The following is a 23038-nucleotide window of genomic DNA, read 5'->3' as shown; positions in this document are numbered from 1 at the left end:
GATATCGACATATATGCGCAAATAACTCTAGAATTTTCATTTTTGGGTGATTTGAGTATATAGATTGACAAACAATTGATGAATTTTGCTCGCAAATAAAAGACAATGCCTGATAGAAAAAATTTCGAATGTTGTTTTGAGGAGAGTTGGCCCAGATGCCAATAAAATTAAACCCAGTGTTATTCGTGATTTTACTCTTTTGGCTATTGTGCTGTCAAAGCCTCAAAGCTGAGGTAATCGATGATTTGTATGACGCTAAAATTGCAGTAGATGATCAGTCTGAGCGAATGCAAAATAATGCTTTTAGTCTAGCGCTTAAACAAGTGTTAATTAAAGTTGGTGGTAACAGTGACTTATTAACTAGCTCTAAAATTAAAAGTGCAGTCACAAAGGCAACACGATTTGTCAGGTCTTATAGTTACAATAAACAAGAGGCACAACTCTATTTGGTGATTAGCTTTGATCCAAAACGAGTAGAGAGTGTTATTCGCAGCGCAGGTTTTTCAGTTTGGGATAAAAGGCGCCCAGAATCACTCATTTGGTTAAGTATTAAGTCATCTGATGATGCTCCTCGACAAATAGCCACGCCTACCGAATACGCAGACATCTATCAACAATTGAATTTACGAGCGCAGCAAAGAGGCATTAGTTTGCTGTTTCCTTTGTGGGACTTAACTGATCTTCAAACATTAGGGGTATACGACATTTGGGGTGGGTTTACTAATCAAATAACCAAAGCTAGCGAACGTTATGCTGTCCCCTCTATTTTGTCAGCGAGAATTTACCTTAATGATACGCAATTAACTGATGATGCTAAGGACAGTATAACTGTAAATACAAACTCAAACGCAATATGGACCGCTGATTGGACCATGATTGAGGGGGGCGGTTTATTATCGGGCCAAGTACAAGGTGAAACTAGGTTAATCATCGCAGATGCCTTAGTAGATGCGCTAGCTGATCAGTTATCTCTTAAGTATGCGATTGACTTAACCCAAATTGATGGAGCAGATACTAGTGTTCAAATAGTAGTTAACAACATCGACTCACTTACCTACTACAGTCAGGCCTTGAGCTCATTAGAAAGTATGAGTGTTGTTAATGGCGCTACTTTGATTAAGCAGCAAGGCCCGCGTGCAACCTTTGAATTGGATTTATTGGGCGACGTGGATGATTTAACTAACGCCCTAAAATTACATCGTAAAATTAGGCCGGTTGTTGATGATTTTGGCCAACCTATAAATGGTTTGGAGTTCTTTTGGGTCAAGTAACTGGTCAGTTGTCATTGCCAATTGGTTTAAAAGATACAGAATCTTTTACTAGTTTTATTCCTGGTCAAAATGCTCAAGCATGTAGTCATCTAAACACGCTATTTAGGCAATTTGAAACGGATAAGGTCTCTAATTGGCTGACTTATTTGTTTTCTGATTCTGGTTTGGGCAAAAGCCATTTGTTATATGCGACTTGCCAACAAGCCGAGTTGGCAGGTGAACCTTGTGTGTATTTAAGCTTTAACGAAAAACAACTTATGTCACCTGATGTGCTTCAAGGGCTAGAACACTATCGCCTAATTTGTCTGGATGATATTGAGAGTTTACAGGGTGAAAGTGAATGGCAAATAGCGGTTTTTGACTTGATAAATAGGGTTAAAGAACAAAATGATGGTTGTTTGGTGATTACTGGAAATCAACCTCCTAACCAGTTGTCCTTAGAACTGCCTGATCTTGTATCTAGACTGTCTTGGGGCACAAATTTTCAACTCTATTCATTAACCGACGAAGAGCGACAAGAAGCGCTAATCGTTAAAGCCCAGCATCGCGGTTTGAACATGTCAAAAGAGGTGGCAAAATACTTGATTAATCATTGGCAACGAGATATGCCCGCTTTGGTCAAATCATTGGAAATACTTGATGAGCAATCACTGCAACAGCAACGAAAACTCACCATACCTTTTGTTAAGGCTATTTTTGATCTTTAGTTTTTAAACTTTCAAATGCGTGTTTTTCTTCAAGTAATTCTTCTTTTAATTTGCGTATGCCCAAGCCAAGTTCACGCCCTCTAATACGTGCATAGAAGCTACAACCAGTAAATAAAACACTACACAGTAATATTTCGACTAGTGCATACCATCTTTCGCCTTCGACAGCATACACAGCTGTCAATCCATGTAATAAATAATACATGACAATAAAGTTGGTCCAGGCATAGGTATAGGGTTTTCCTTCAAATAGTCCTTTAGCCGGCAATAAAATCGGCACTATCCAAAATAATATTGTGAACAAAGTAGAAGTGGGCTTATCGATGGTTAAAACAAAATGCCAGACCACTAACCAAACAATTAAAAGTAAATAACTGGTTAAGGTTAATCGTCGAAAAAAGCTGCTATTAAATGTCATATTAGGTATCCAGTTTTGCTGCCAATTTAGCCAGTCTTTGGCCTTGTGCTACACACAATTTTTGTTCATCTGTAGAGAGTTTGTTTTTGTTGTCGCCTTGGGCTAAATGTGTTGCTCCATATGGGCTTCCGCCAGTTAAGGTGGTATGTAATTCTGGGTTAGAGTAGGGCAGTCCACATAATACCATGCCATGGTGAAGTAACGGGATCATCATAGTTAGTAAGGTTGTCTCTTGACCACCATGCATACTGGATGTAGAGGTGAAAACACAAGCGGGTTTATTTTCTAATGTGCCTGCTAACCACTGAGCACTAGTGTCGTCTAAAAAATATTTTAACGGAGCGGCCATATTTCCGAAACGGGTAGGGCTGCCAAGTGCCAAAGCACAGCAGTCTTCTAAGTCTTGTTTGACTACATAAGGGTCACCCGAATGCGGAACTGAGTGTTGATCGTTAGCTATATTATTGCTGACTTCAGGAACACAGCGTAAACGCGCTTCTAGCCCCGATTTTTCTACCCCCAATGCGATGCTGTTTGCCATCGCTTGAGTCGCCCCGTGCCGGCTGTAATAAAGAATGAGTACTACCTGACTCATAAAATACTCAAAACAGATTCAGGAGGTCGGCCAATTGCGGCTTTGCCGTTGAACAAAACAATAGGTCGTTCAATGAGTTTGGGATGGCTAAGCATGGCGTTAATTAAGGCTTCTTCAGATAAGGTTTGGTCAGCCAAATTTTGTTCTTTATATGCATCTTCCCCTTTTCTGATTAATTGCCTTGCTGAAGAAAAACCTAATTGGCTAATTATTTCTGTTAGTTCATCTGCGCTTAATGGGTTGTTTAAATATTCAATAATTTGAGGCTCAAGTCCTTTTTCATTGAGTATTTGCAGTGTTTGGCGACTTTTTGAACATCTTGGGTTGTGTAATATTTTGAGTTCAGACATAAATTTTTTTCACTTCGAATGAGATTTCGTATTTATACGTAGTATTCTACATTTTATTTATTTTGTTACGAGAGTAACCAGCATTTAGGACACTGTTATTTTGAAAAAAATCGTCATTATATTGGCTGCGCTGTTGGCTTTGTTTGTTGGTGTATGGAGTCAACAGCAATTAAAAGTAGATTTTACGACTCTTGATGGACAGGGACATCGTTGGAGTCATTCACAAGGAAAGTGGAAAGTCGTCAATTATTTTGCCGAATGGTGCGCTCCATGTTTGCGAGAAATGCCAGAGTTGAACCAGTTCTATCAACAACATAATGAAAATATTGAGATTTTTGCTGTGAGCTTTGACCCGCTAGATAATTCCCAATTAAAGGTACTACAACAAAAATATACGATTCAATTTCCGATTATAGAAAGACTGAATACGCTGCCATGGGGCAAACTACCTAGCAGTTTGCCGACCACTTATGTTCTTGATGCTGATGGAAAAGTGCAAAAACAACTGAAAGGCGAACAAAGCGCTGAAAAACTAATTCAAACTATCAATCAGTTAAAGGGTTTGTAAGCGTTCTTGTGCAGTTCTAAATTGGTCAATTCTGGCTCTTATGCGTTGTTTTTCAATTTTACGTTCATTCGCATAATTGTAAGCAGTATGTAATTCATCTATCGCTCTAGGATAGGCTGCTACCATTGCATAAATTTCAGCTTTTACTTGGTGCATTTCTAGTTTTTGTTCGCTACTGCGATAGGCATCTGCTAATAACTCGTGTGCCAGCATATTATTTGGGTTGACTAATAAATAGTCTTTTAACAGTGTTGTTGCCCTGTCAAAATCTTTTGTTTTGATTAATACATTGGCTAAATTTAAGGTTAACACTCGGTTATAAGGCGCATGAATAATTTGCGCTGATAGTCTATCTATTGCTTGTTGATGTTGATCGGTTTCTATTGCAATGTCGGTATAGGTATCTAAATAAAATAAGTTATTAGAGTCTTTTTCTAACAGCCCGTCTATCAATTTAAGTGCGGGATCAAATTGTTCGTTGGCTAAATAAGATAACGCCAAACCATATTCTGCAGCCTGTTTAAATACATATGTTTGTTTTTGAATGATCTCTGAAAAGTATTCAATATTCCGTTTTGGGTTGGCATAGTAACGTGCCAAAACTCTGGTTTTAGCTAAGTGAAAATTGATGTTCTCTGGAATGTTACGTGGTCTAAATTGAGCTGCTCGTGTTCTCGCGTCTGCAATCCTAGATTCTGGTAATGGGTGAGTTAGTAGAAACGCTAATGGGGTGGATTTAAGCCGGTTTTTTTCAGCTAATATTGAAAAAAAGCTGCTTGCACCATTTGGATCAAAACCGGCATCAGCCAATATACTGATGCCGACTCTATCCGCTTCCTTTTCGTTTTGTCTGGTGTAATTGATAGAGGATTGTGCCGATGCTGCATTGCTAACTGAAAGCGCTGCCATGCCCGCTTCCGGATTAACCACAGCCAACATGATGCTGCCTAACAGACTCGCAATTTGTAATGGAGACGATTTTTGCCGTGCTTCCATGCTTCTAGCTATGTGTCTTTGGGTAACGTGACTGACTTCATGAGCCAATACAGAGGCTAATTCAGACTCGTTTCTGGCGTTAAAAATAAGCCCGGAATGAATGCCGATATGTCCACCAAAAAACGCGAATGCATTGATATCTGGACTATTAATAATAAAAAATTTATAAGGAAACTTAACGTTGTCTGCTTGCGCAACTAAACGATTACCAATGTCTTGAATATATTCATCCAACAGTGGATCGTTAATAACAGGTGCTTGACCACGTAATTGACGCATAAGTATGTCGCCAATTAGTACTTCTTTGTCTAAGCTGATAGCACTAGATGCGACAACACCTATTTCAGGTAAGTCATTTTTCTTGTTTACTGCGCTAACAGACATAGTGCCCAAAAAAACTATAATTAAGGCAGAAAAAACGGTGTTAGCAATAGGTTTTATCATAGATTCCGTCTGTTTTTATTAGGTTGATATTACATGGCCGTGCAGGTTAATAAATGTCTGAGTATATTATGGATCAACAAGCAGCTAATTAGTTCAATTTTACCTTATGCTGTTTTCATTTCTTTTAATTGTTGGTCAATATACAAAAATAATTCCTGAATTGATTTCCCACCATTTTCAACAACATGCAATGATTTGCTTAATAAATCAATTAACTGTTCTAGTAACATATGGGCATATTTTAGTAATTCCATGTCCGCTTCATCACCATGACGAATAGTTAGGCTAATAAAGTCACTTAGTTTTGGTATATTTAATAGGGGACCTAACGCAGAGGGATTAAATTCCAAAAAAGGTGAATCGGCATCAAAAGGTTTAATAAGGGCTTGAGGTTCACCTTTAAGCACGGGGAAACAATGTAAATCAAATGCATATTGGTTATGGTGCTTTTTCAGCGCTACACTAGGTTTACCTTGATTGCAGTTCGCCAAATGCCAGTTTTTTTTGTTTAGTAAGTATTTAATATTGTTATCAAAACCATCAGTAAATGTGCCTTCCAATTCTAATAGTTTATTTGCTATTATTTGAAAATTATCAGGAACCTCTCCTAAAGTGAGTGTTTTTTTTAGTCGTAAAATGGCTTTTACGTTGCCAAAACGACATGTCCAATCTAATTCCAAAAACAACCTCTCTTTATTTCTGTAATCTAAGTTAAGCCCTATTTTATCATGCCGGGGTTGTGTAATAATGTCCCCCATCATATAGGTGAGTTTCTCTTATCACCAACAACCAGTATTTGGCGATGCCTAATAATTTGTAAGGACAATAGATGTTAAACGTTTTTGAACGTTGGTATAAGCGAAAATTTTCAGATCCTGACTCAATGATGTTGCTATTGCTGCTGCTTATCAGTTCATTGTTACTGGCGGTTTGGGGCGGTATTTTAATGCCTGTTATTGTGGCTGCGGTGATTGCGTATTTATTAGATTGGCCAGTAGTCCAATTATGTCGGTTAGGTTTATCTCGTGGCTACACTACTGTTTTAGTACTATTCGGTTTTATTAGCTTATCGATTTTGACTTTTGTTGGTCTGGTGCCTGTTGTTGTTCAGCAGAGTATTAATTTGATAAAAGAAATGCCACAAATATGGGAGAAGGGGCAGGTTTGGTTACTAGAATTGCCTGAAACCTATCCGGATCTTGTACAGCTTACTCAAATTCAAGATGTCTTGGACAGTATCAATCAGCGAGTGGTGGTTTTGGTAGAGCAATTGTTATCTGCGTCATTTAGCTCTTTAGGTGGAGTTGGTGCTTTGTTGATATATATGATTCTAGTGCCATTGATGGTGTTTTTTATGGTTAAAGACAAAGAAATGTTGGTATCAAATATTTCTTCTTTGTTACCCAGTGAACGCCGACTGATCAAACAAGTGGGCAGTGAAATGAATATACAAATAGCTAACTATATTCGCGGTAAAGTCATTGAAATAGTGATTATTGGTACTGTATCTGCGGTGACTTTTGCCTTTATGGATTTACGTTACGCTTTATTGCTAGGTGTGTTGGTAGGGTTTTCAGTACTTATTCCCTATATAGGTGCTGCTGTAGTAACTATCCCTGTAGCCATAGTCGCTTTGTTTCAATGGGGTATAACACCTGAGTTTTGGTATTTGATGGTCGCCTACGGCATTATTCAGGCTTTAGACGGTAATGTGTTAGTTCCTATTTTGTTCTCAGAGGCGGTGAGTCTACATCCTGTGTATATTATCATCGCAGTACTGTTTTTTGGCGGATTATGGGGGTTTTGGGGCGTATTCTTCGCTATCCCTTTAGCAACGTTAGTCAAGGCGGTTGCCAATGCTTGGGCAAGTCCAAAGGAATTAGAAACTGAAATATAGCTAAGTTGGAGCCGAATTATTTCGGCTCCAACTTTAGTAGTGATTACTTTTGTAGATAAGCCAATACTACTTCATGATGGTTTTTGGTTTTGAATTTATCAAACACATGTTCAATGTTGCCGTTTTCATTAATTAAAAACGTAATACGGTGAATGCCGTCATATTCTTTACCCATAAACTTCTTAAGACCCCAGACACCAAAAGCATCAGCTAAAGCATGATCTTCATCTGATAAAAGGTCAAAATTGAGATTTTCTTTTTCTATAAATTTTGGCAATCTTTTAACTGCGTCAGGGCTTACGCCCAATACTGCAACATTCAACTCTGCCAATGCTGCTTGGCTATCCCGCAGTCCTTGTGCTTGTATTGTACAACCGGGGGTCATCGCCTTAGGGTAAAAATATAACAACACTTTTTTATTTTTAAAGTCGCTTAATGAAACCGTTTTATTATCTTGGTTAGGCAGTGAAAATTGAGGAGCAACATCGCCCGCTTTTAGCATTTGCATAAATATATTACCTTGAGATAGTATTAAAAAAGAGTAGTAACAGGTGATTAATGGTTTGGTTTAATCGAACCTTGTAAGTTTAGAGGGTGTAACAGCGCTTGAAGAGCAAGTTCAATTTTTTCAACTTCGAGCTCATGCGGGATTGAAATAACCATTTTGCACTTCATACGTTTATTTCTTGCTGAGTCGTTTTCATCTTTATCTAAAAACTTCAATCTAAATGCACTAACAGTTATATTGTGTAATGCGAAAAAATCGGTGATTTGGTCAATCAACCCAGGGGTACTCTCGCCATGAATAATGACATCGGCTAGGTGTTCGAGGTTTTGTTTGCAATGTTTTTTGGTGCGTTTCATCATCGACAATAAATTATGTTTCTGACACGTTTGCGGCAACAAACATTCGGCTTGGGAAATGGCACTTTGGCTACCTTCGATAATCATGGTAAGTGAAAAATCTTGACCATAAACGGCTTGGCGACTATCCAAAATATTGCATCCCACTCCAGAGACTGTGTCCGCCAATTTGCTTAATACGCCAAATTGGTCGGAACCTAGTATGGTAATGATGAGTTGTTGCTGCATTTTTAACCAATTTGTTGCTTTGAAATTGGCTATAACATACATGATTGTGGGTAGGTTGATCCAGTTTCAATTTTAATCAGCTAAACCGGCTATTCAATGCTTGTTTTTAAGGGGCCAGATCTTTACCATTAGGCGCTAATTTTTAGGGAGTTCAAATGTTTACTGGCAGTTTCGTGGCGCTAATTACGCCAATGCATGATAACGGGGAAATAGATTATCCGTCATTGAAGGCGCTCGTTGATTTTCATATTCAAAATGGGTCACATGGCATTGTGTCTGTTGGTACTACTGGCGAGTCTGCGACTTTACCCTTTTCTGAACATATCGAAGTGGTCAAACGCACTGTCGAATATGCTCAAGGTAAAATACCTATAGTTGCAGGAAGCGGTGCAAATTCTACCTCAGAAGCGATCTTTTTAAGTGAACAAATGGCAGGTACGGGCATTGAAGGATTTTTAAGTGTTGTACCTTATTACAATAAGCCACAACAAAAAGGCATGGTGGCTCACTTTAAGGCCATTGCTGATGCGACAGACTTACCGGTATTGTTATACAATGTACCCAGTCGTACGGTCGCAGATATGTTACCGGAAACAGTGGCTGAATTAGCTCTGCATCCTAAAATTGTCGGTTTAAAAGATGCAACAGGTGATATTGCGCGCTTGAAGGCAACTCAAAAACTAGTCGCAGACGATTTTATTTTATTAAGTGGTGATGATTTAACCGGTTGTGAATTTCTTGAAAACGGTGGTCATGGAGTGATTTCAGTCACCGCTAATGTTGCACCCAAACAAATGGCTAACATGTGCAATGCCGCTTTGAATAAGGATTTCCAGCTGGCAAAATCAATAGATAAACAAATTGCCGGGTTACATAGTGCTTTGTTTGTCGAACCGAATCCTGTTTTACCTAAATGGGCTTTGTATAAAATGGGGCTGACTAATTCAGCTTTTTTACGATTACCTTTAGTTGAATCGGAACTAGCTAGCCAAAATCATATCGAACAAGTCATGCGCAGTTCTGGCGTATTATCTTAAGGAGATTGCATGACCTATAAATTTCAACTAATTGGTGTGATAACAGCCACTCTGTTAACTGCCTGTAGTTCATTAGAAGAAAGAGAAGTAGCCAGTGGTTCATTTGACTATGTCAAAGAACAACCCGGGCAAAAAATTAAAATTCCAGATGATGTGGATACGCCTAGATTCAATGAGGCTTATAAACTTCCTGATTTAGGTGAAGATGCACCCAAAAACTCGATGGGCAAAGAGTTGAGTGTACTTTCGCCTTCATTGGTATTGCCAGTTGTAGCAGGTTCGCATATCGAAGAAGGTTCAAAAAATGCCACAGTATGGTTTGACCAAGTGGATGACAGTGTTCCTTTAGATACTGCAGTTTGGAATTCTCTGATTCGATTTTTAGAAATTGAGGGTATTGGTGTTGAAAAGTTTGATAAAGACAATCAACGCTTAATCACAGATTGGGTGGTAATGGACGAAAGCAAAGACAACAAATGGTATAGCTGGTCTAAGTCAGAGCGTACTGTTGGGCAGCGGTTTGAATTTTCTTTAATTAAGAAACCCCATGGTAGAACTGCGTCACTTAGTGTTGATTTGGTTGACTATAAAGAAAAAGTGGACATTCAAAGTACTGAGATAACTCAAGCTAGAGATAAAAGGCGAAACGAAGTCGACGTGTTAAATAGAGTCGTCAAAAACTATGAATTTGAAACAAAAGTCGCTGGTGTTAAACGTTTCCGTAAAATCCGTGAAGGTTTACAGATGGAGTTAGGCTTTGATCGTGATGGAGAGCCTGCTTTTGTTGTTGAAGCGGACTACGACACGACTTGGCCTAGATTTTTACTTGTACTGAGAAAATTGGGCTTTGATGTAAAAGATTATGACAAGTCTAACGGGTTATTGGATGTAAAATACAATGGTTCTGAAGACGGTTGGTGGAGCAATATTTGGTCTAGCGACAAAAATGAGTTCGACTTAGATACACAAGAGTATCGTATCAAAGTGGTAGGTTTAGGTAAAAAAACCTCTATCACAATGTTAGATGATGAGAATAAACCCTTCTTAGTGAATAAACTAACCGATTTGTATCCGAAATTTTCAAAGTTCATGTCGGCTGACGATCTAGATATATAATTAGTATACCTCTGGTTGCCAGCGCAGCCAGAGGATGTGTTTTTAAAGTAAACATCATTCAAACTTTGTACATTCTTCACCATAAGGAGTTGGCATTGCATGTCGATTGCGGATTCAATTTTATCGGTTAACAATGACCTACCAATTCGAACTGAACTTCCAGTACATAGTGGCAAAGTACGCTCTGTTTATTGGTTAACAGAACAAGACAGTCGTCGCCTAATTGAAGAAAAATCCTATCCAGTACCGATTGATACCCCTTTAGCCATTATGGTGATCAGCGACCGGATCTCAGCGTTCGATTGTATCTGGCACGGTGAAGGTGGCATGTTAGGTGTGCCTGGCAAAGGCGCTGCTTTAAATGCTATTTCTAATCATTGGTTTAAGTTGTTTAAACAACAAGGTTTAGCTGATAGTCATATTCTGGATATTCCTCATCCATTTGTTTGGATAGTGCAAAAAGCACAACCTGTGATGATTGAAGCAATTTGTCGTCAATATATTACAGGCTCAATGTGGCGAGCTTATGCAAAAGGTGAAAGAAACTTTTGTGGTATTCAACTCGAGGAAGGCCTCAGTCAAGACAGTAAATTGGCTAATTTACTGATGACACCTTCTACAAAAGGTATTTTAAAGGGGATCCCTAATGTACCTGAAGCAGATGATGTGAATATTACCCGTCAGAATATACTTGATAACTACCCAGCGTTTAATTTTAAAAGTCAAAGTGATGTTTCATTATATGAAAAACTGTTAACCGAAGGGTTCTCCCTGATTAGTCAGGCTTTGTCTGGGTTGGGTCAAGTGTTTGTGGATACCAAGTTTGAGTTCGGCTATATCAAAGATTTAGAAGGTAATGATAAGTTGATTTATATGGACGAAGTTGGCACGCCAGATTCCTCCAGAATTTGGGATGCACAGCAATATGCACAGGGCAGTGTGGTAGAAAATTCTAAAGAAGGGTTTCGTCAGTTATTGCTAAACCATTTTCCTGACCCAGATATTTTGCTAAACAAAGAACGAATGCCTGAGCGCCAAGCATTAGCGACAGACAATGCTTTACCTGTAGATGTCTTGATGCAGGTTTCTAAAACCTATATTGAAATAGCAGAAAAAATTACCGGACACTCTCTGGTGTTAAGTAACAATCCTAAGGCTGAAATTATTCAGATACTCCGTGACGAGTATCAATTAGTTGATTAACGAGTGTTTTAACTAAACCAAACCCTAGCCAAGCTTTATTTCAATATTACTTATTGGAATACAGCAACAGGGTAATATTTCATCATCATCGATAAACGCCAATGGGTCGGTGGTGTATTCAACTTTTCCGCAGATCAATTTGCTCCTACACGCACCACAATAGCCTTCGCGGCAATGATATTGGACCTCAATTTGGTGAAGTTCGATGGTTTCTAGTAGTGTCTTTGAGGCAGTATGTTGGACAGTTTTATGATCTTTTATACTAACCATAAAACTGTCGTTGTTTTTACTCATTTTATTTATAAATCAGGGGTTATAAGTCAAAGTCACCAAAATCTTCGGCATTGACTTCAGAGTCAATTTGACCGACTAGATAAGAGCTGATTTCTGACTCTTGAGGGGCAACTTGCACGTTATCAGAACTTAAATAGTTATTCATCCATGGAAGAGGGTTGCTCTTTACATCAAATGGTTGGCCTAAGCCTATGGCTGACATACGGTGATTAGCAATAAATTCTACGTATTGGCATAAAATTTCTTTATTTAGACCAATCATTGATCCGTGTTGAAACAAAAATGCCGCCCATTCTTTTTCTTGCTCTACTGCATTTAGGAATATCTGGGTGGCTTGTTCTTTACATTCCTCTGCTATTTCGGCCATTTCTGGATCATCTTTGCCTTTTGCCCATAAGTTCAACACATGCTGAGTCGAGGTTAAATGTAGGTTTTCATCACGGGCAATTAAGCGAATGATTTTGGAGTTACCTTCCATTAATTCGCGCTCTGCAAAGGCAAAGGTACAAGCAAAGGACACATAAAAACGAATCGCTTCTAAGGCATTGACTGAATTCATGCATAGATAAAGCTTTTTCTTAAGTTCACGCATCGTGATTGTATGACTCACACCATCGACTACGTGTGTGCCTTCTCCTAACGTTTGCCATAACTGGGTGGCAAAAATGAGGGAATCGTAATACTGAGAGATATCAGCCGCACGCTTTTTGATTTCTTCATTTTCTACTATGTCTTCAAAAATACTGCTGGGATCACCAAATAGGTTACGTAAAATATGAGTGTAAGAACGAGAGTGAATAGTCTCAAAAAATGACCAGGTCTCTACCCATGTTTCTAATTCTGGAATGGAAATGATCGGCAAAAAAGCGATGTTAGGACTTCTACCCTGAATTGAATCTAACAATGTTTGATATTTCAAATTAGAAATAAAAATATGCTTTTCTGAGTCACTTAACTTTTGAAAGTCGACTCTGTCTTTACTGACATCAACTTCTTCAGGACGCCAAAAAAAGCTAATCTGTTTTTCGATCAATTTTTCAAAAATATGATGCTTTTGTTGGTCATAACGTGCCACGTTTACTGGGTTGCCGAAAAACATCGATTCTGTCAGTGGGTTGTTATTTATTTGACTAAAAGTGGTATATTTCATTAATTATTTTTGCCATTAAGAATTCGAAACGCTTAGAAAAAGCTGCCTTCTTAAGTAGAAAGCAGCTTACTGAATTTAGATTTTACATGCGCCGCCAGCACAGTCGTCATCTTCTTCAATGACCACTTCTTTTGGTACAAACTTCTGACTCGTACTAGCAAGTTCATTCTGAGTCGCATCGTCAGCACCATCACGGGTATTGTGGTAATACAAGGTTTTCACCCCTAGTTTGTAACTGGTTAGTAAGTCTTGAAGTAATAACTTCATTGGTACTTTGCCGCCTTCGTATTTATTCGGGTCGTAGCTAGTGTTGGCAGAAATGGTTTGGTCAACAAACTTTTGCATGATACCCGCTAGCTGTAGATAACCATCGTTCGACGGTAAGTCCCATAACAACTCGTATTTGTCTTTAAGTCTTTCGTATTCGGGTACAACTTGTTTTAACACACCATCTTTACTGGACTTAACACTGATATGTCCTCGAGGTGGCTCGATTCCATTCGTGGCATTGGATATTTGCGAGGATGTTTCTGAGGGCATCAAAGCCGACAGTGTACTGTTACGTAAGCCGTATTGTTTAATGTCTGATCTAAGTGAATCCCAATCGCAATGAAGTGGTTCGTCACAAATTTTATCGAGGTCTTTTTTGTAGGTATCAGTTGGCATTAAACCTTGGAAATAAGTGGTTTCGTTGAATTTAGGACACGCACCTTTTTCTTTGGCTAAGTTACAAGAGGCCTGCATTAAGTGATATTGCATGGCTTCAAAGGTTCGATGAACTAAACCATTTGCGCTACCGTCTGAATATTTCACTCCATTTTTGGCGAGGTAATAAGCAAAATTAATCACACCTATACCCAATGTACGACGCCCCATGGTGGCATTGAACGCCGCTGGAACAGGGTAATCTTGGTAATCTAACAAGTTGTCGAGTGCTCGCACAGCTAAGTCAGACAATTCAGCAAACTCATCCAGGCTTTCAATCGCACCTAAGTTAAATGCAGATAACGTACATAAGGCTATTTCGCCATTCTCGTCATTCACGTGTTCTAGAGGTTTAGTCGGTAAGGCAATTTCTAAACACAAATTGCTCTGACGAACCGGTGCCAATTTAGGGTTAAATGGGCTGTGAGTATTACAGTGATCAACATTTTGTAAGTAGATACGACCAGTACTGGCACGCTCCTGCATAAATAAGCTAAATAATTCAATGGCTTTAATATGCTTTTTACGGATGCTTTCGTCTTTTTCGTAGTGCACATATAAACGTTCAAATTCATCTTGGTCGGCAAAAAATGCGTCGTACAGACCAGGTGTGTCAGAAGGGCTGAATAAGGTAATGTGCTGATCTTTGATTAAACGGGTATACATCAATTTATTAAATTGCACACCGTAGTCTAAGTGACGTACACGGTTTTCTTCGACACCACGGTTATTTTTCAATACTAAAAGTGATTCGACTTCTAAATGCCACAAGGGGTAAAACAATGTCGCTGCACCGCCTCGGACACCACCTTGTGAACAACTCTTAACCGCTGTTTGGAAGTGCTTATAAAAGGGAATACAACCAGTGTGAAAAGCTTCACCACCACGAATAGGACTACCTACAGCGCGAATACGTCCTGCATTGACACCAATACCAGCACGTTGGCTAACATATTTGACTATGGCACTCGCTGTGGCATTAATGGAGTCTAAACTGTCTCCAGCTTCAATTAATACACAAGAACTAAATTGACGGGTAGGGGTTCTAACACCGGCCATGATAGGCGTTGGTAATGAAATTTTGAATTTAGACGTGGCATCATAAAAACGTTTGATGTAGTCCATACGTGTATCTTTTTCATAGTTAGCAAACAAACAAGCTGCGACTAATATATATAAGAACTGTGCACTTTCGTAAATTTCGCCAGTCACTCGGTTTTGGACTAAGTATTTGCCTTCGAGTTGTTTAACTGCCGCATAACTAAAATCCATATCCCGCCAATGATCGAGATATTCATTTATTTCATCAAATTCGGCAGCGCTGTAATCTTGCAATAAATGCTGGTCGTACTTACCTTTGTCCACCATGCTTTTAACATGATCTTTCAAAGTCGGTGGCTCAAAACGACCATAGGCCTTTTTACGCAAATGAAATATGGCTAATCGCGCGGCTAAATATTGATAGTCTGGACAATCAGTCGAAATTAAATCGGCAGCAGAGCGTATCAGTGTTTCGTGTATATCAGCCGTTTTAATACCGTCGTAAAATTGAATATGCGCTTTGATTTCAACTTGTGAAACGGAAACGTTATTTAAGCCTTTTGCAGCCCATTCGATTACTTTATGGATTTTTTCCAGATCAATAATCTCACGTTCGCCGGTGCGTTTAGTGACGTATAAATTGTTATTCATGTTTTTAGCCGTTCTTTATTATTTTAAGCCGTATAGATGACTTTTATTTAGCGTGAAAATGCAATGTTAGAGTTGCTTACCCCTAAGCCCTTTATGTTTGTTAATACGAACACATTTTTTGCTTTTTTAAAGTTTTTGTTATATTTGTGTTTTCGTATTCAACATAACACAAGATAATGAGGTTTTTGATGCAATGCAACCCAACATGTGGTGGTTTTATGTTCGATCTTGGTGCAGTAAATAAAAGGTTAGTAGTGACTCACCTAAAAGCGCCTTTTGAGTTTCGGTTAATAGAAATGCAAGACAATATTTAACATATTTTTTTTATTAAACTTTTTTAATGTAAAAAACGAGATTTATGAATTTATGGATATATGGGGGTGAAAGCTGGGCTAAGGCACTAGATGTCGTGTTTTTCAATGATTGGTCTTCGACTTGTTGACTTAAAAATAGGCTAATAAATCGCTCGGGCTATGAATGCTAAGGTCTGCGTTCCACTCGACAGTTTGTTGTTTGTCTGAGATATAACCGTATTGGGCAATAACGCTAACCATATTAGCTGAGTTTGCTGCTTGAATATCTCTTTCAGCGTCGCCTATGTACCAAGTGTTGGGTAAGGCCAAAGAAAGTTTTTCTTCGGCATGTAATAAAGGTAGAGGATGGGGTTTTCTTTCGCTTAATGTATCGCCACTAATAATCACTGCACAATTTTGTAACAGAGGAAATGACGTAACCAGTTTTAAGGTCAAAAATTCTGGTTTGTTGGTGACAATTCCCCAAGGGATCGCATTTTGATTCAGATTCAATAGAAGGTCTTCAATACCGACAAAATAGTCAGTATCTACACAAATATTGTTATCGTAGTAATCTAAAAACTGCTGACGCAAACTAGCAAAGTCAAAGTTTTTAAGATCATCGCCAAAACCTAATTCGAGCATGCCTTTGGCTCCATCGGAAGCAATGTTGCGGTAGGTCTCATGAGCCACTTCAGGGCGCTCCAAATCTCTTAGAATATGATTTAGCGCATTTCCTAAATCTTTAGCAGTATCGAGTAAGGTGCCATCAAGATCGAATAATATCGCATTAGGTCTATTTAACATTTAAGCGTCGCTATTTTGGCAATGAATTATATAATTAACATCCACGTTATTTTTGGATAGATAATATTCTTGGCTTATGGGGTTCATATGTAAGCCAATCATTCTGTGCACTACCAGTTGAGTGTCGTCTATCCAAGATATCAATTCTGATGGTTTAATAAATTTATCGTGTTGGTGTGTACCTTTGGGTACTAGCCCTAACACGTATTCGGCACCAACAATGGCCATCAAGTAAGATTTAATATTTCTATTTAAGGTAGAAAAAAACACATGCCCACCAGGTTTGACTAAACGATAACAGGCGTTGACCACTGAGCTAGGGTCGGGCACGTGTTCTAACATTTCCATACAGGTCACCACATCAAACTGAGCGGGGTGTTTATCGGCAAACTCTTCGGCGGTAGTCTGCTGATAATTGACGCTTAAGCCAGATTCTAAACCGTGCAAACGAGCGATTTCTAAAGGTGCTTCACCCATATCAATGCCCGTTACTTGGGCACCATGACGCGCCATGCTTTCAGCTAAAATGCCGCCACCACAACCCACATCTAATACTTGTTTATTTGACAAACCATCACTATGTTGCTGGATATAATCTGTTCTTAAAGGATTGATTTGATGTAATGGTTTGAATTCACCAGCAAGGTCCCACCACCTTGAAGCTAATTCAGAAAACTTTTGGATTTCGTTATGGTCGACATTTTGTTTATTGATCATTTGGCCTGATTATCATTCTTATCTTAAACAACGCCCATCTTAATCTACTATCCGAGTAAATAAAATTGCCAACGCTGGATAAATAACGATTAAAAACCGTCTCAAAGAAAACGTCTAGGACACTCCACGTCTTCATTAAGTTTTTTCAGAAGGCAAGGCATTGACGAACCTTGAATTGAAGCGTCCCTGTGGTCCTGAAACGTGATTTTTGACATAATGTGGATAGATACTGTCTGTTTGAACACTATATGAGCGACTTGCAGCTATTCATTTTAATTTGTAGGTGATAGAATCGAGCGGTTGAAAATAAAGATAAATTTGAGTGGGAACGTAAACCTAATTTTAAGTCCTAGCTTATAATTGACCAAACGAATTTCACTTGATTAATATTTTAATAATAACGATTAGGGACAAGGCTGTATATGACTGATCACGCCCATGAAATTCTTCCAATTAATATAGAAGAAGAACTTAAAAACTCTTATCTCGACTATGCGATGAGCGTTATTGTTGGCAGGGCGCTGCCTGATGTACGAGATGGCTTAAAGCCGGTTCACCGCCGGATTTTGTTTGCCATGAACGAATTAAAAAATGACTTTAACAAACCTTATAAGAAGTCTGCCCGTGTAGTAGGTGACGTAATCGGTAAATATCACCCTCATGGTGATTCAGCTGTTTACGAAGCTATCGTACGTATGGCGCAGCCTTTCTCCCTTAGGTATATGCTAGTTGATGGCCAAGGAAACTTTGGTTCTGTAGATGGTGATTCAGCTGCGGCGATGCGTTACACCGAAATTCGTATGGCAAAAATAGCGCACGAGTTATTGGCTGATTTAGAAAAAGAAACTGTTGATTTTGTACCTAATTACGACGAATCAGAATTTATTCCTAATGTTTTGCCAACCAGAGTCCCTAATATATTGATCAATGGTTCTTCAGGCATTGCGGTAGGTATGGCGACTAATATACCGCCACACAACCTAACTGAAGTGGTTAATGGTTGTATCGCTATGGTTGATAACCCAGATATAACTATCGAAGAATTAATTGAACACATTCCAGGACCTGATTTCCCCACTGCTGCATTTATAAGTGGTAGAAAGGGTATTGAAGAAGCCTATCGTACTGGTCGCGGCAAAATTTATATGCGCGCCCGTGCAGAAATTGAAACCGAAGATAACGGTAAAGAAACCATTATTGTTCACGAAATCCCTTACCAGGTGAATAAAGCGCGATTAATTGAAAAAATCGCCGATTTGGTTAAAGAAAAGAAAATTGAAGGTATTTCTGCCTTACGTGATGAGTCTGATAAAGACGGAATGCGTATTGTTGTTGAAGTAAAACGCAACGAATCAGGCGAAGTACTGTTAAACCACCTTTATTCTCAAACCCAAATGCAAACCGTATTTGGTATCAATATGGTGGCGCTAGATAAGACTCAGCCTAAGATATTTAATTTAATGGATATCTTAAAGGCGTTTGTATTACATCGCCGCGAAGTGGTTACAAGACGTACCGTATTTGAACTGAAAAAAGCTCGTGAACGTGCTCATATTCTTGAAGGTTTAGCGATTGCGTTGGTTAATATTGATCCAATCATTGCTATGATAAAGGCCTCTAAAAGTCCCGCTGAGGCCAAAGTATCTTTGACCGCACAAGGTTGGTCTTTAGGCGATGTAGCTGAAATGCTTGAACGAGCTGGTAACGATGCTGCACGTCCAGACTGGTTAGAGCCAGAGTATGGTATTCGTGATGGGTTATATTATTTAACTGAACAACAAGCTCAAGCTATTCTTGATTTACGTTTGAATAAGTTAACTGGTTTGGAACACGACAAAATATTGTCCGAATACAAAGAGTTACTTGAAGTTATCGCTGAGTTATTACACATCTTAGGAAGCCCTGAACGTTTGATGGAAGTTATTCGTGAAGAGCTTGAACAAGTGCGTGATGAATATGGCGATGAACGACGCACAGTTATTACTGCCGCATCTCACGATATTGATATTGAAGATTTAATCGAAAGAGAAGAAGTGGTAGTCACTTTATCTCGTGAAGGTTATGTTAAGTATCAAAAACTCAATGATTATGAATCTCAGCGTCGTGGTGGACGTGGTAAGTCTGCTACTAAGATGAAAGATGAAGATTTCATTGAGAAGTTATTGGTAGCTAACACCCATGATCATATTTTGTGCTTCTCTACGCGTGGCCGTTTGTATTGGTTAAAAGTGTATCAATTGCCCCTAGCCAGCAGAAACGCTCGTGGTCGTCCAATAGTGAATATTCTTCCTCTTGAAGAAAATGAACGTATTACCGCTATTTTACCTATTCAAGAATTTGAAGAAGGTAAATATGTATTGATGGCAACTGCCAACGGTACAGTGAAGAAAACTGCATTAACATCATATTCTCGTCCAAGAGCGAACGGAATCATTGCCGTTAATTTGAACGATGGAGATGAGTTGATTGGTGTGGATATCACCAACGGTGAAGACGACATTATGTTGTTCTCTGATGCAGGTAAGGTAGTACGTTTTAACGAGAAACAACGTGAAGCGGAAACTGGCAATGTTAAACTTGATCCAGAAACAGGCGAAGAGTTACTTGCGTTACGTCCGATGGGAAGAACTGCGACAGGTGTGCGCGGTATTCGCCTAAAAGACGGACAAAAAGTCATCTCACTGATTGTACCTAAAGGTGACGGTGCAATTTTGACCGCAACTGAAAACGGTTTTGGTAAACGTACGCCAGTGGCAGATTACCCAGCGAAGAGTCGTGCGACTCAAGGTGTGGTATCAATAAAAGTCTCTGAGCGTAACGGAAAAGTAGTTGGCGCAGTACAGGTCAATGAAAGTGATGAAATCATGCTTATCAGTGACCAAGGTACACTCGTTAGAACCCACGTTGAAGAAGTCTCAACTGTTGGCCGTAATACTCAAGGTGTGCGCTTAATACGCACCATTGAAGGCGAACACGTTGTTGGTTTACAACGTATCGACGAAATCGAAGTGCCTGAAGTTGAGTTAATCGAAGGCGAAGAAGCTGAAGTGATTGAAGCAAGTGCTGTTGAAAGTACTGGCGACAAAACTGGCGACAAAACTGATGACAACGCTGAAGAAAACAAAGACGAATAAGTGAGTCCAATTTTTTATATTGAAAAATATGGAAACTAACTAATTTATAGGTACTAATATCCCTAAATTAGAAACAATAACGAGTGGCTGATGCCACTCGTTTTTTTTTGGTAGATAAATGACAAAAATTTATAACTTCTGTGCAGGTCCTGCCATGTTACCCACAGCAGTGATGGAAAAAGCACAAGCAGAGTTTTTAGATTGGCAATCTTTGGGCCGTTCTGTGATGGAGATTAGTCATCGCAGTAAAGAGTATATTGCGCTGGCTGAGACAGCAGAACAAGATCTAAGGGAATTACTCTGTGTGCCTGCTAACTACAAAGTTCTGTTTGCTCAAGGTGGTGGGCGAGGTCAGTTTTCTGCTGTTCCAATGAACTTGCGTGAAAGAGGTGATTCAGCTGACTTTTTGCTGACGGGGTCTTGGTCTGAAGGAGCAATAAAAGAAGCCGGTAAATTTTTAAAAACCAATGTGGTGGCGGGCGTTGTCATTCAGGATGGTTTAAGTACTGTCCCTCATATTACCCCCTCACAAATTGATCAAAAAAGTGCTTATGTACATTATTGTTCAAATGAAACCGTCGATGGTATCGAAATAAATGACATCCCAGATTGCGGCGATGTGCCATTAGTAGTGGATATGTCTTCTAATATTTTGTCTCAACCCATAGATGTCTCAAAGTTTGCGGTGATTTATGCAGGTGCTCAGAAAAACATTGGTCCATCAGGTTTATCTGTTGTTATTGTCAGAGATGATTTATTAGATTTTGCGATGCCTGAAATACCGACCTTTTTGCATTATAAAACCATGGCTAAGCATGACTCCATGTACAATACGCCACCTACTTATTCATGGTATCTAGCGGGGCTAGTCTTTAAATGGCTTAAAGAACAAGGTGGAGTTGAAGCTATAGCCAAGAAGAATGCTGAAAAAGCAGCGCTATTGTATAAATGTATTGATGAAAGTGGTTTCTATCTAAACAAAGTCCACGCAGATTTTCGCTCAAAAATGAACGTTACTTTTCATCTGCCTAATACGGACTTGGACGCTATTTTTATAGCAGAATCAGAACAAGCAGGATTAACCGCACTCAAGGGCCACCGTAATGTAGGTGGCATGCGCGCCAGTATCTATAATGCTATGCCTATCGAAGGTGTTTTAGCGTTAACCAAATTTATGCGAGATTTCGCTAGGAGACACAAATAATGGAAAAATTACATCTTGCACCGATTAATCTGGTAGGTGGGACGGTGAATGTACCGGGGTCAAAAAGTTTGTCTAACCGTGCGTTGCTGCTCGCTGCATTGGCCAAAGGCGAAACGCATCTCACGAACTTGCTAGACAGTGAAGACATTCACCATATGCTTAATGCCTTGACCAAATTGAATGTTAGTTATCGTTTATCTGAATGTAAAACCCAGTGTTGGGTAACAGGTAATGCAGGTGTGTTCAATGTGCCTGAGCCTGTTAGTTTATTTCTAGGTAATGCTGGTACAGCTATGCGACCACTTTGTGCTGCGCTTGCATGTAGCATTGGAGAGTTTGAGCTGACAGGTGAGCCTCGAATGGAAGAGCGGCCAATAGGTGCTTTAGTTGATTCTTTGCGCCAAGCAGGAGCTGACATAGAGTATTTAAAAAATGATGATTATCCTCCTTTATCAATTAAAGGCCATGCCTTACAAGGTGGCAGTATCACAGTGGATGGCAGTGTTTCTAGCCAATTTTTAACAGCTTTGCTAATGAGTGCGCCTCTGTTCAAGCAAGACACTACTATTGAAATCAGTGGTGATTTAGTCTCAAAACCTTATATCGATATCACATTGCACACTATGGCGCAGTTTGGCATTGAAGTTGAAAACCAAAACTATCAACGGTTTGTGGTTAAAGGACTACAGCAATATAAAGCTCCCGGTCATTTTATGGTGGAAGGCGACGCATCATCAGCTTCGTATTTTTTAGCGGCAGGCGCGATAAAAGGTGGCACAGTTAAAGTTACTGGCATTGGCAAAAATAGTATTCAAGGTGATATTCGTTTCGCCGAAGTATTGGAAAAGATGGGTGCAAAAGTGAATTGGCAAGATGACTTTATTGAAGTCACTAGTGCACCATTGACCGCAGTCGATTTAGACATGAATCATATTCCTGATGCCGCTATGACCATTGCAACAACGGCACTTTTTGCAACTGGCACAACGTCAATTAGAAATATCTACAATTGGCGAGTGAAAGAAACCGATCGTTTAGCTGCAATGAGTTGTGAACTTCGTAAAGTAGGTGCGACAGTAGAAGAGGGTGAAGACTATATAACTATTACTCCGCCAAAACAGTTACTACATGCCGAGATTGATACATACAATGATCACCGTGTTGCTATGTGTTTCTCATTAGTTGCCTTAAGTGACACCGCAGTCACAATCAATGATCCCAGTTGTACGGCTAAAACCTTTCCAGACTATTTTGATAGGTTTGACACTATTTGTAAGTAAACTTTACAGCAAGGGGCTGTTGCCCCTTGATTTATATTGATTTTAACCCGCATACATTTATTGTTAAA

22 protein-coding genes are annotated in these 23038 nt (G+C 39.2%); 10 read left to right on the top strand and 12 right to left on the bottom strand.

Annotated elements, in window-relative coordinates; all coding sequences use genetic code 11:
* Positions 1-155 precede the first annotated feature (155 nt).
* Positions 156-1271 (top strand): DUF2066 domain-containing protein, encoded by a 1116-nt coding sequence (locus QZ488_RS08975; RefSeq protein ID WP_293747764.1) that lies wholly within the window; start codon positions 156-158, stop codon positions 1269-1271.
* Positions 1259-1978: a DnaA regulatory inactivator Hda gene (gene hda, locus QZ488_RS08970; RefSeq protein WP_293747762.1), complete on the top strand. Its 720-nt coding sequence runs from the start codon at positions 1259-1261 to the stop codon at positions 1976-1978. The genes QZ488_RS08975 and hda overlap by 13 nt, the downstream gene beginning before the upstream one ends.
* Here hda and QZ488_RS08965 read toward each other — a convergent pair.
* The 3 genes from QZ488_RS08965 to arsC are packed head-to-tail and all read right to left on the bottom strand — an operon-like array spanning position 1962 to position 3341.
* Positions 1962-2396, bottom strand: a complete 435-nt coding sequence (locus tag QZ488_RS08965; RefSeq protein WP_293747760.1) for a DUF2069 domain-containing protein — start codon at positions 2394-2396, stop codon at positions 1962-1964. The genes hda and QZ488_RS08965 overlap by 17 nt on opposite strands.
* A gap of 1 nt (position 2397) precedes the next feature.
* The gene (wrbA, locus tag QZ488_RS08960) at positions 2398-2991 is read right to left on the bottom strand and encodes an NAD(P)H:quinone oxidoreductase (RefSeq protein WP_293747758.1); all 594 of its coding nucleotides are present in this window, start codon (positions 2989-2991) and stop codon (positions 2398-2400) included.
* Positions 2988-3341, bottom strand: coding sequence for an arsenate reductase (glutaredoxin) (arsC, locus tag QZ488_RS08955; protein ID WP_293747756.1), 354 nt, complete (start codon positions 3339-3341; stop codon positions 2988-2990). The genes wrbA and arsC overlap by 4 nt, the downstream gene beginning before the upstream one ends.
* 100 nt (positions 3342-3441) lie before the next feature.
* Between arsC and QZ488_RS08950 the strand changes: the two genes are divergently transcribed.
* The gene (locus QZ488_RS08950) at positions 3442-3909 is read left to right on the top strand and encodes a TlpA disulfide reductase family protein (protein ID WP_293747754.1); all 468 of its coding nucleotides are present in this window, start codon (positions 3442-3444) and stop codon (positions 3907-3909) included.
* On the opposite strand, the gene QZ488_RS08945 is transcribed toward QZ488_RS08950, so the two are convergent.
* Positions 3895-5349 (bottom strand): M48 family metalloprotease, encoded by a 1455-nt coding sequence (locus QZ488_RS08945; RefSeq protein ID WP_293747752.1) that lies wholly within the window; start codon positions 5347-5349, stop codon positions 3895-3897. The genes QZ488_RS08950 and QZ488_RS08945 overlap by 15 nt on opposite strands.
* 104 nt (positions 5350-5453) lie before the next feature.
* Positions 5454-6110, bottom strand: a complete 657-nt coding sequence (locus tag QZ488_RS08940) for a hypothetical protein (RefSeq protein WP_293747750.1) — start codon at positions 6108-6110, stop codon at positions 5454-5456.
* Positions 6111-6178: 68 nt separating this feature from the next.
* Between QZ488_RS08940 and QZ488_RS08935 the strand changes: the two genes are divergently transcribed.
* Positions 6179-7246, top strand: a complete 1068-nt coding sequence (locus QZ488_RS08935) for an AI-2E family transporter (RefSeq protein ID WP_293747748.1) — start codon at positions 6179-6181, stop codon at positions 7244-7246.
* 43 nt (positions 7247-7289) lie between these two features.
* Here QZ488_RS08935 and bcp read toward each other — a convergent pair whose 3' ends face one another.
* Both bcp and QZ488_RS08925 read right to left on the bottom strand, forming a co-directional pair.
* Entirely contained in the window at positions 7290-7754 is a 465-nt protein-coding gene (gene bcp / locus QZ488_RS08930; RefSeq protein WP_293747746.1) for a thioredoxin-dependent thiol peroxidase, read from the bottom strand.
* A gap of 47 nt (positions 7755-7801) precedes the next feature.
* On the bottom strand, positions 7802-8380 hold the full coding sequence (locus tag QZ488_RS08925) for an ACT domain-containing protein (RefSeq protein WP_293747743.1): 579 nt from the start codon (positions 8378-8380) through the stop codon (positions 7802-7804).
* A 113-nt stretch (positions 8381-8493) separates the two neighbouring features.
* Between QZ488_RS08925 and dapA the strand changes: the two genes are divergently transcribed.
* The 3 genes from dapA to QZ488_RS08910 all read left to right on the top strand — a co-directional run bounded on the left by dapA (position 8494) and on the right by QZ488_RS08910 (position 11694).
* Positions 8494-9375, top strand: a complete 882-nt coding sequence (gene dapA, locus QZ488_RS08920) for a 4-hydroxy-tetrahydrodipicolinate synthase (RefSeq protein ID WP_293747740.1) — start codon at positions 8494-8496, stop codon at positions 9373-9375.
* 9 nt (positions 9376-9384) lie between these two features.
* A complete protein-coding gene (gene bamC / locus QZ488_RS08915; protein ID WP_293747738.1) occupies positions 9385-10491 on the top strand; it encodes an outer membrane protein assembly factor BamC in 1107 nt (368 codons plus the stop codon).
* A 99-nt stretch (positions 10492-10590) separates the two neighbouring features.
* Positions 10591-11694 (top strand): phosphoribosylaminoimidazolesuccinocarboxamide synthase, encoded by a 1104-nt coding sequence (locus QZ488_RS08910; protein ID WP_293747736.1) that lies wholly within the window; start codon positions 10591-10593, stop codon positions 11692-11694.
* Positions 11695-11718: 24 nt separating this feature from the next.
* Here the strand turns inward: QZ488_RS08910 and yfaE are convergent, their stop codons facing one another.
* The 5 genes from yfaE to ubiG all read right to left on the bottom strand — a co-directional run bounded on the left by yfaE (position 11719) and on the right by ubiG (position 17352).
* Positions 11719-11964, bottom strand: coding sequence for a class I ribonucleotide reductase maintenance protein YfaE (gene yfaE / locus QZ488_RS08905; RefSeq protein ID WP_293747734.1), 246 nt, complete (start codon positions 11962-11964; stop codon positions 11719-11721).
* A 43-nt stretch (positions 11965-12007) separates the two neighbouring features.
* Complete coding sequence (gene nrdB / locus QZ488_RS08900; protein ID WP_293747731.1) at positions 12008-13138, bottom strand: class Ia ribonucleoside-diphosphate reductase subunit beta; 1131 nt, start codon at positions 13136-13138, stop codon at positions 12008-12010.
* Between the two features lie 75 nt (positions 13139-13213).
* Positions 13214-15535 (bottom strand): class 1a ribonucleoside-diphosphate reductase subunit alpha, encoded by a 2322-nt coding sequence (gene nrdA, locus QZ488_RS08895; RefSeq protein WP_293747727.1) that lies wholly within the window; start codon positions 15533-15535, stop codon positions 13214-13216.
* Between the two features lie 443 nt (positions 15536-15978).
* Positions 15979-16635: an HAD-IA family hydrolase gene (locus QZ488_RS08890; RefSeq protein WP_293747725.1), complete on the bottom strand. Its 657-nt coding sequence runs from the start codon at positions 16633-16635 to the stop codon at positions 15979-15981.
* Complete coding sequence (gene ubiG, locus QZ488_RS08885; RefSeq protein ID WP_293747723.1) at positions 16636-17352, bottom strand: bifunctional 2-polyprenyl-6-hydroxyphenol methylase/3-demethylubiquinol 3-O-methyltransferase UbiG; 717 nt, start codon at positions 17350-17352, stop codon at positions 16636-16638.
* A 422-nt stretch (positions 17353-17774) separates the two neighbouring features.
* Between ubiG and gyrA the strand changes: the two genes are divergently transcribed.
* From gyrA to aroA, 3 genes are all read left to right on the top strand, one after another.
* On the top strand, positions 17775-20486 hold the full coding sequence (gene gyrA, locus QZ488_RS08880) for a DNA topoisomerase (ATP-hydrolyzing) subunit A (RefSeq protein WP_293747721.1): 2712 nt from the start codon (positions 17775-17777) through the stop codon (positions 20484-20486).
* 118 nt (positions 20487-20604) lie between these two features.
* Positions 20605-21690, top strand: a complete 1086-nt coding sequence (serC, locus tag QZ488_RS08875; protein WP_293747719.1) for a 3-phosphoserine/phosphohydroxythreonine transaminase — start codon at positions 20605-20607, stop codon at positions 21688-21690.
* Positions 21690-22970 carry a 3-phosphoshikimate 1-carboxyvinyltransferase gene (aroA, locus tag QZ488_RS08870; protein ID WP_293747717.1) on the top strand — a complete coding sequence of 427 codons (1281 nt, stop codon included), beginning with the start codon at positions 21690-21692 and terminating at the stop codon, positions 22968-22970. Before serC ends, aroA begins: the two co-directional genes overlap by 1 nt.
* Positions 22971-23038: the final 68 nt, after the last annotated feature.

It is taken from the genome of uncultured Paraglaciecola sp. (assembly GCF_913020055.1).
GTDB lineage: Bacteria > Pseudomonadota > Gammaproteobacteria > Enterobacterales > Alteromonadaceae > Paraglaciecola.
This window is presented reverse-complemented; position numbering and strand designations above follow the sequence as displayed.

Coding starts and splice junctions, on each gene's coding strand:
- QZ488_RS08975 (WP_293747764.1), top strand. CDS start 156: ATGCCAATAAAATTAAACCCAGTGTTATTCGTGATTTTACTCTTTTGG.
- QZ488_RS08965 (WP_293747760.1), bottom strand. CDS start 2,396: ATGACATTTAATAGCAGCTTTTTTCGACGATTAACCTTAACCAGTTAT.
- wrbA (WP_293747758.1), bottom strand. CDS start 2,991: ATGAGTCAGGTAGTACTCATTCTTTATTACAGCCGGCACGGGGCGACT.
- arsC (WP_293747756.1), bottom strand. CDS start 3,341: ATGTCTGAACTCAAAATATTACACAACCCAAGATGTTCAAAAAGTCGC.
- QZ488_RS08945 (WP_293747752.1), bottom strand. CDS start 5,349: ATGATAAAACCTATTGCTAACACCGTTTTTTCTGCCTTAATTATAGTT.
- QZ488_RS08940 (WP_293747750.1), bottom strand. CDS start 6,110: ATGATGGGGGACATTATTACACAACCCCGGCATGATAAAATAGGGCTT.
- QZ488_RS08935 (WP_293747748.1), top strand. CDS start 6,179: ATGTTAAACGTTTTTGAACGTTGGTATAAGCGAAAATTTTCAGATCCT.
- bcp (WP_293747746.1), bottom strand. CDS start 7,754: ATGCAAATGCTAAAAGCGGGCGATGTTGCTCCTCAATTTTCACTGCCT.
- QZ488_RS08925 (WP_293747743.1), bottom strand. CDS start 8,380: ATGTATGTTATAGCCAATTTCAAAGCAACAAATTGGTTAAAAATGCAG.
- dapA (WP_293747740.1), top strand. CDS start 8,494: ATGTTTACTGGCAGTTTCGTGGCGCTAATTACGCCAATGCATGATAAC.
- bamC (WP_293747738.1), top strand. CDS start 9,385: ATGACCTATAAATTTCAACTAATTGGTGTGATAACAGCCACTCTGTTA.
- QZ488_RS08910 (WP_293747736.1), top strand. CDS start 10,591: ATGTCGATTGCGGATTCAATTTTATCGGTTAACAATGACCTACCAATT.
- yfaE (WP_293747734.1), bottom strand. CDS start 11,964: ATGGTTAGTATAAAAGATCATAAAACTGTCCAACATACTGCCTCAAAG.
- nrdB (WP_293747731.1), bottom strand. CDS start 13,138: ATGAAATATACCACTTTTAGTCAAATAAATAACAACCCACTGACAGAA.
- nrdA (WP_293747727.1), bottom strand. CDS start 15,535: ATGAATAACAATTTATACGTCACTAAACGCACCGGCGAACGTGAGATT.
- QZ488_RS08890 (WP_293747725.1), bottom strand. CDS start 16,635: ATGTTAAATAGACCTAATGCGATATTATTCGATCTTGATGGCACCTTA.
- ubiG (WP_293747723.1), bottom strand. CDS start 17,352: ATGATCAATAAACAAAATGTCGACCATAACGAAATCCAAAAGTTTTCT.
- gyrA (WP_293747721.1), top strand. CDS start 17,775: ATGACTGATCACGCCCATGAAATTCTTCCAATTAATATAGAAGAAGAA.
- serC (WP_293747719.1), top strand. CDS start 20,605: ATGACAAAAATTTATAACTTCTGTGCAGGTCCTGCCATGTTACCCACA.
- aroA (WP_293747717.1), top strand. CDS start 21,690: ATGGAAAAATTACATCTTGCACCGATTAATCTGGTAGGTGGGACGGTG.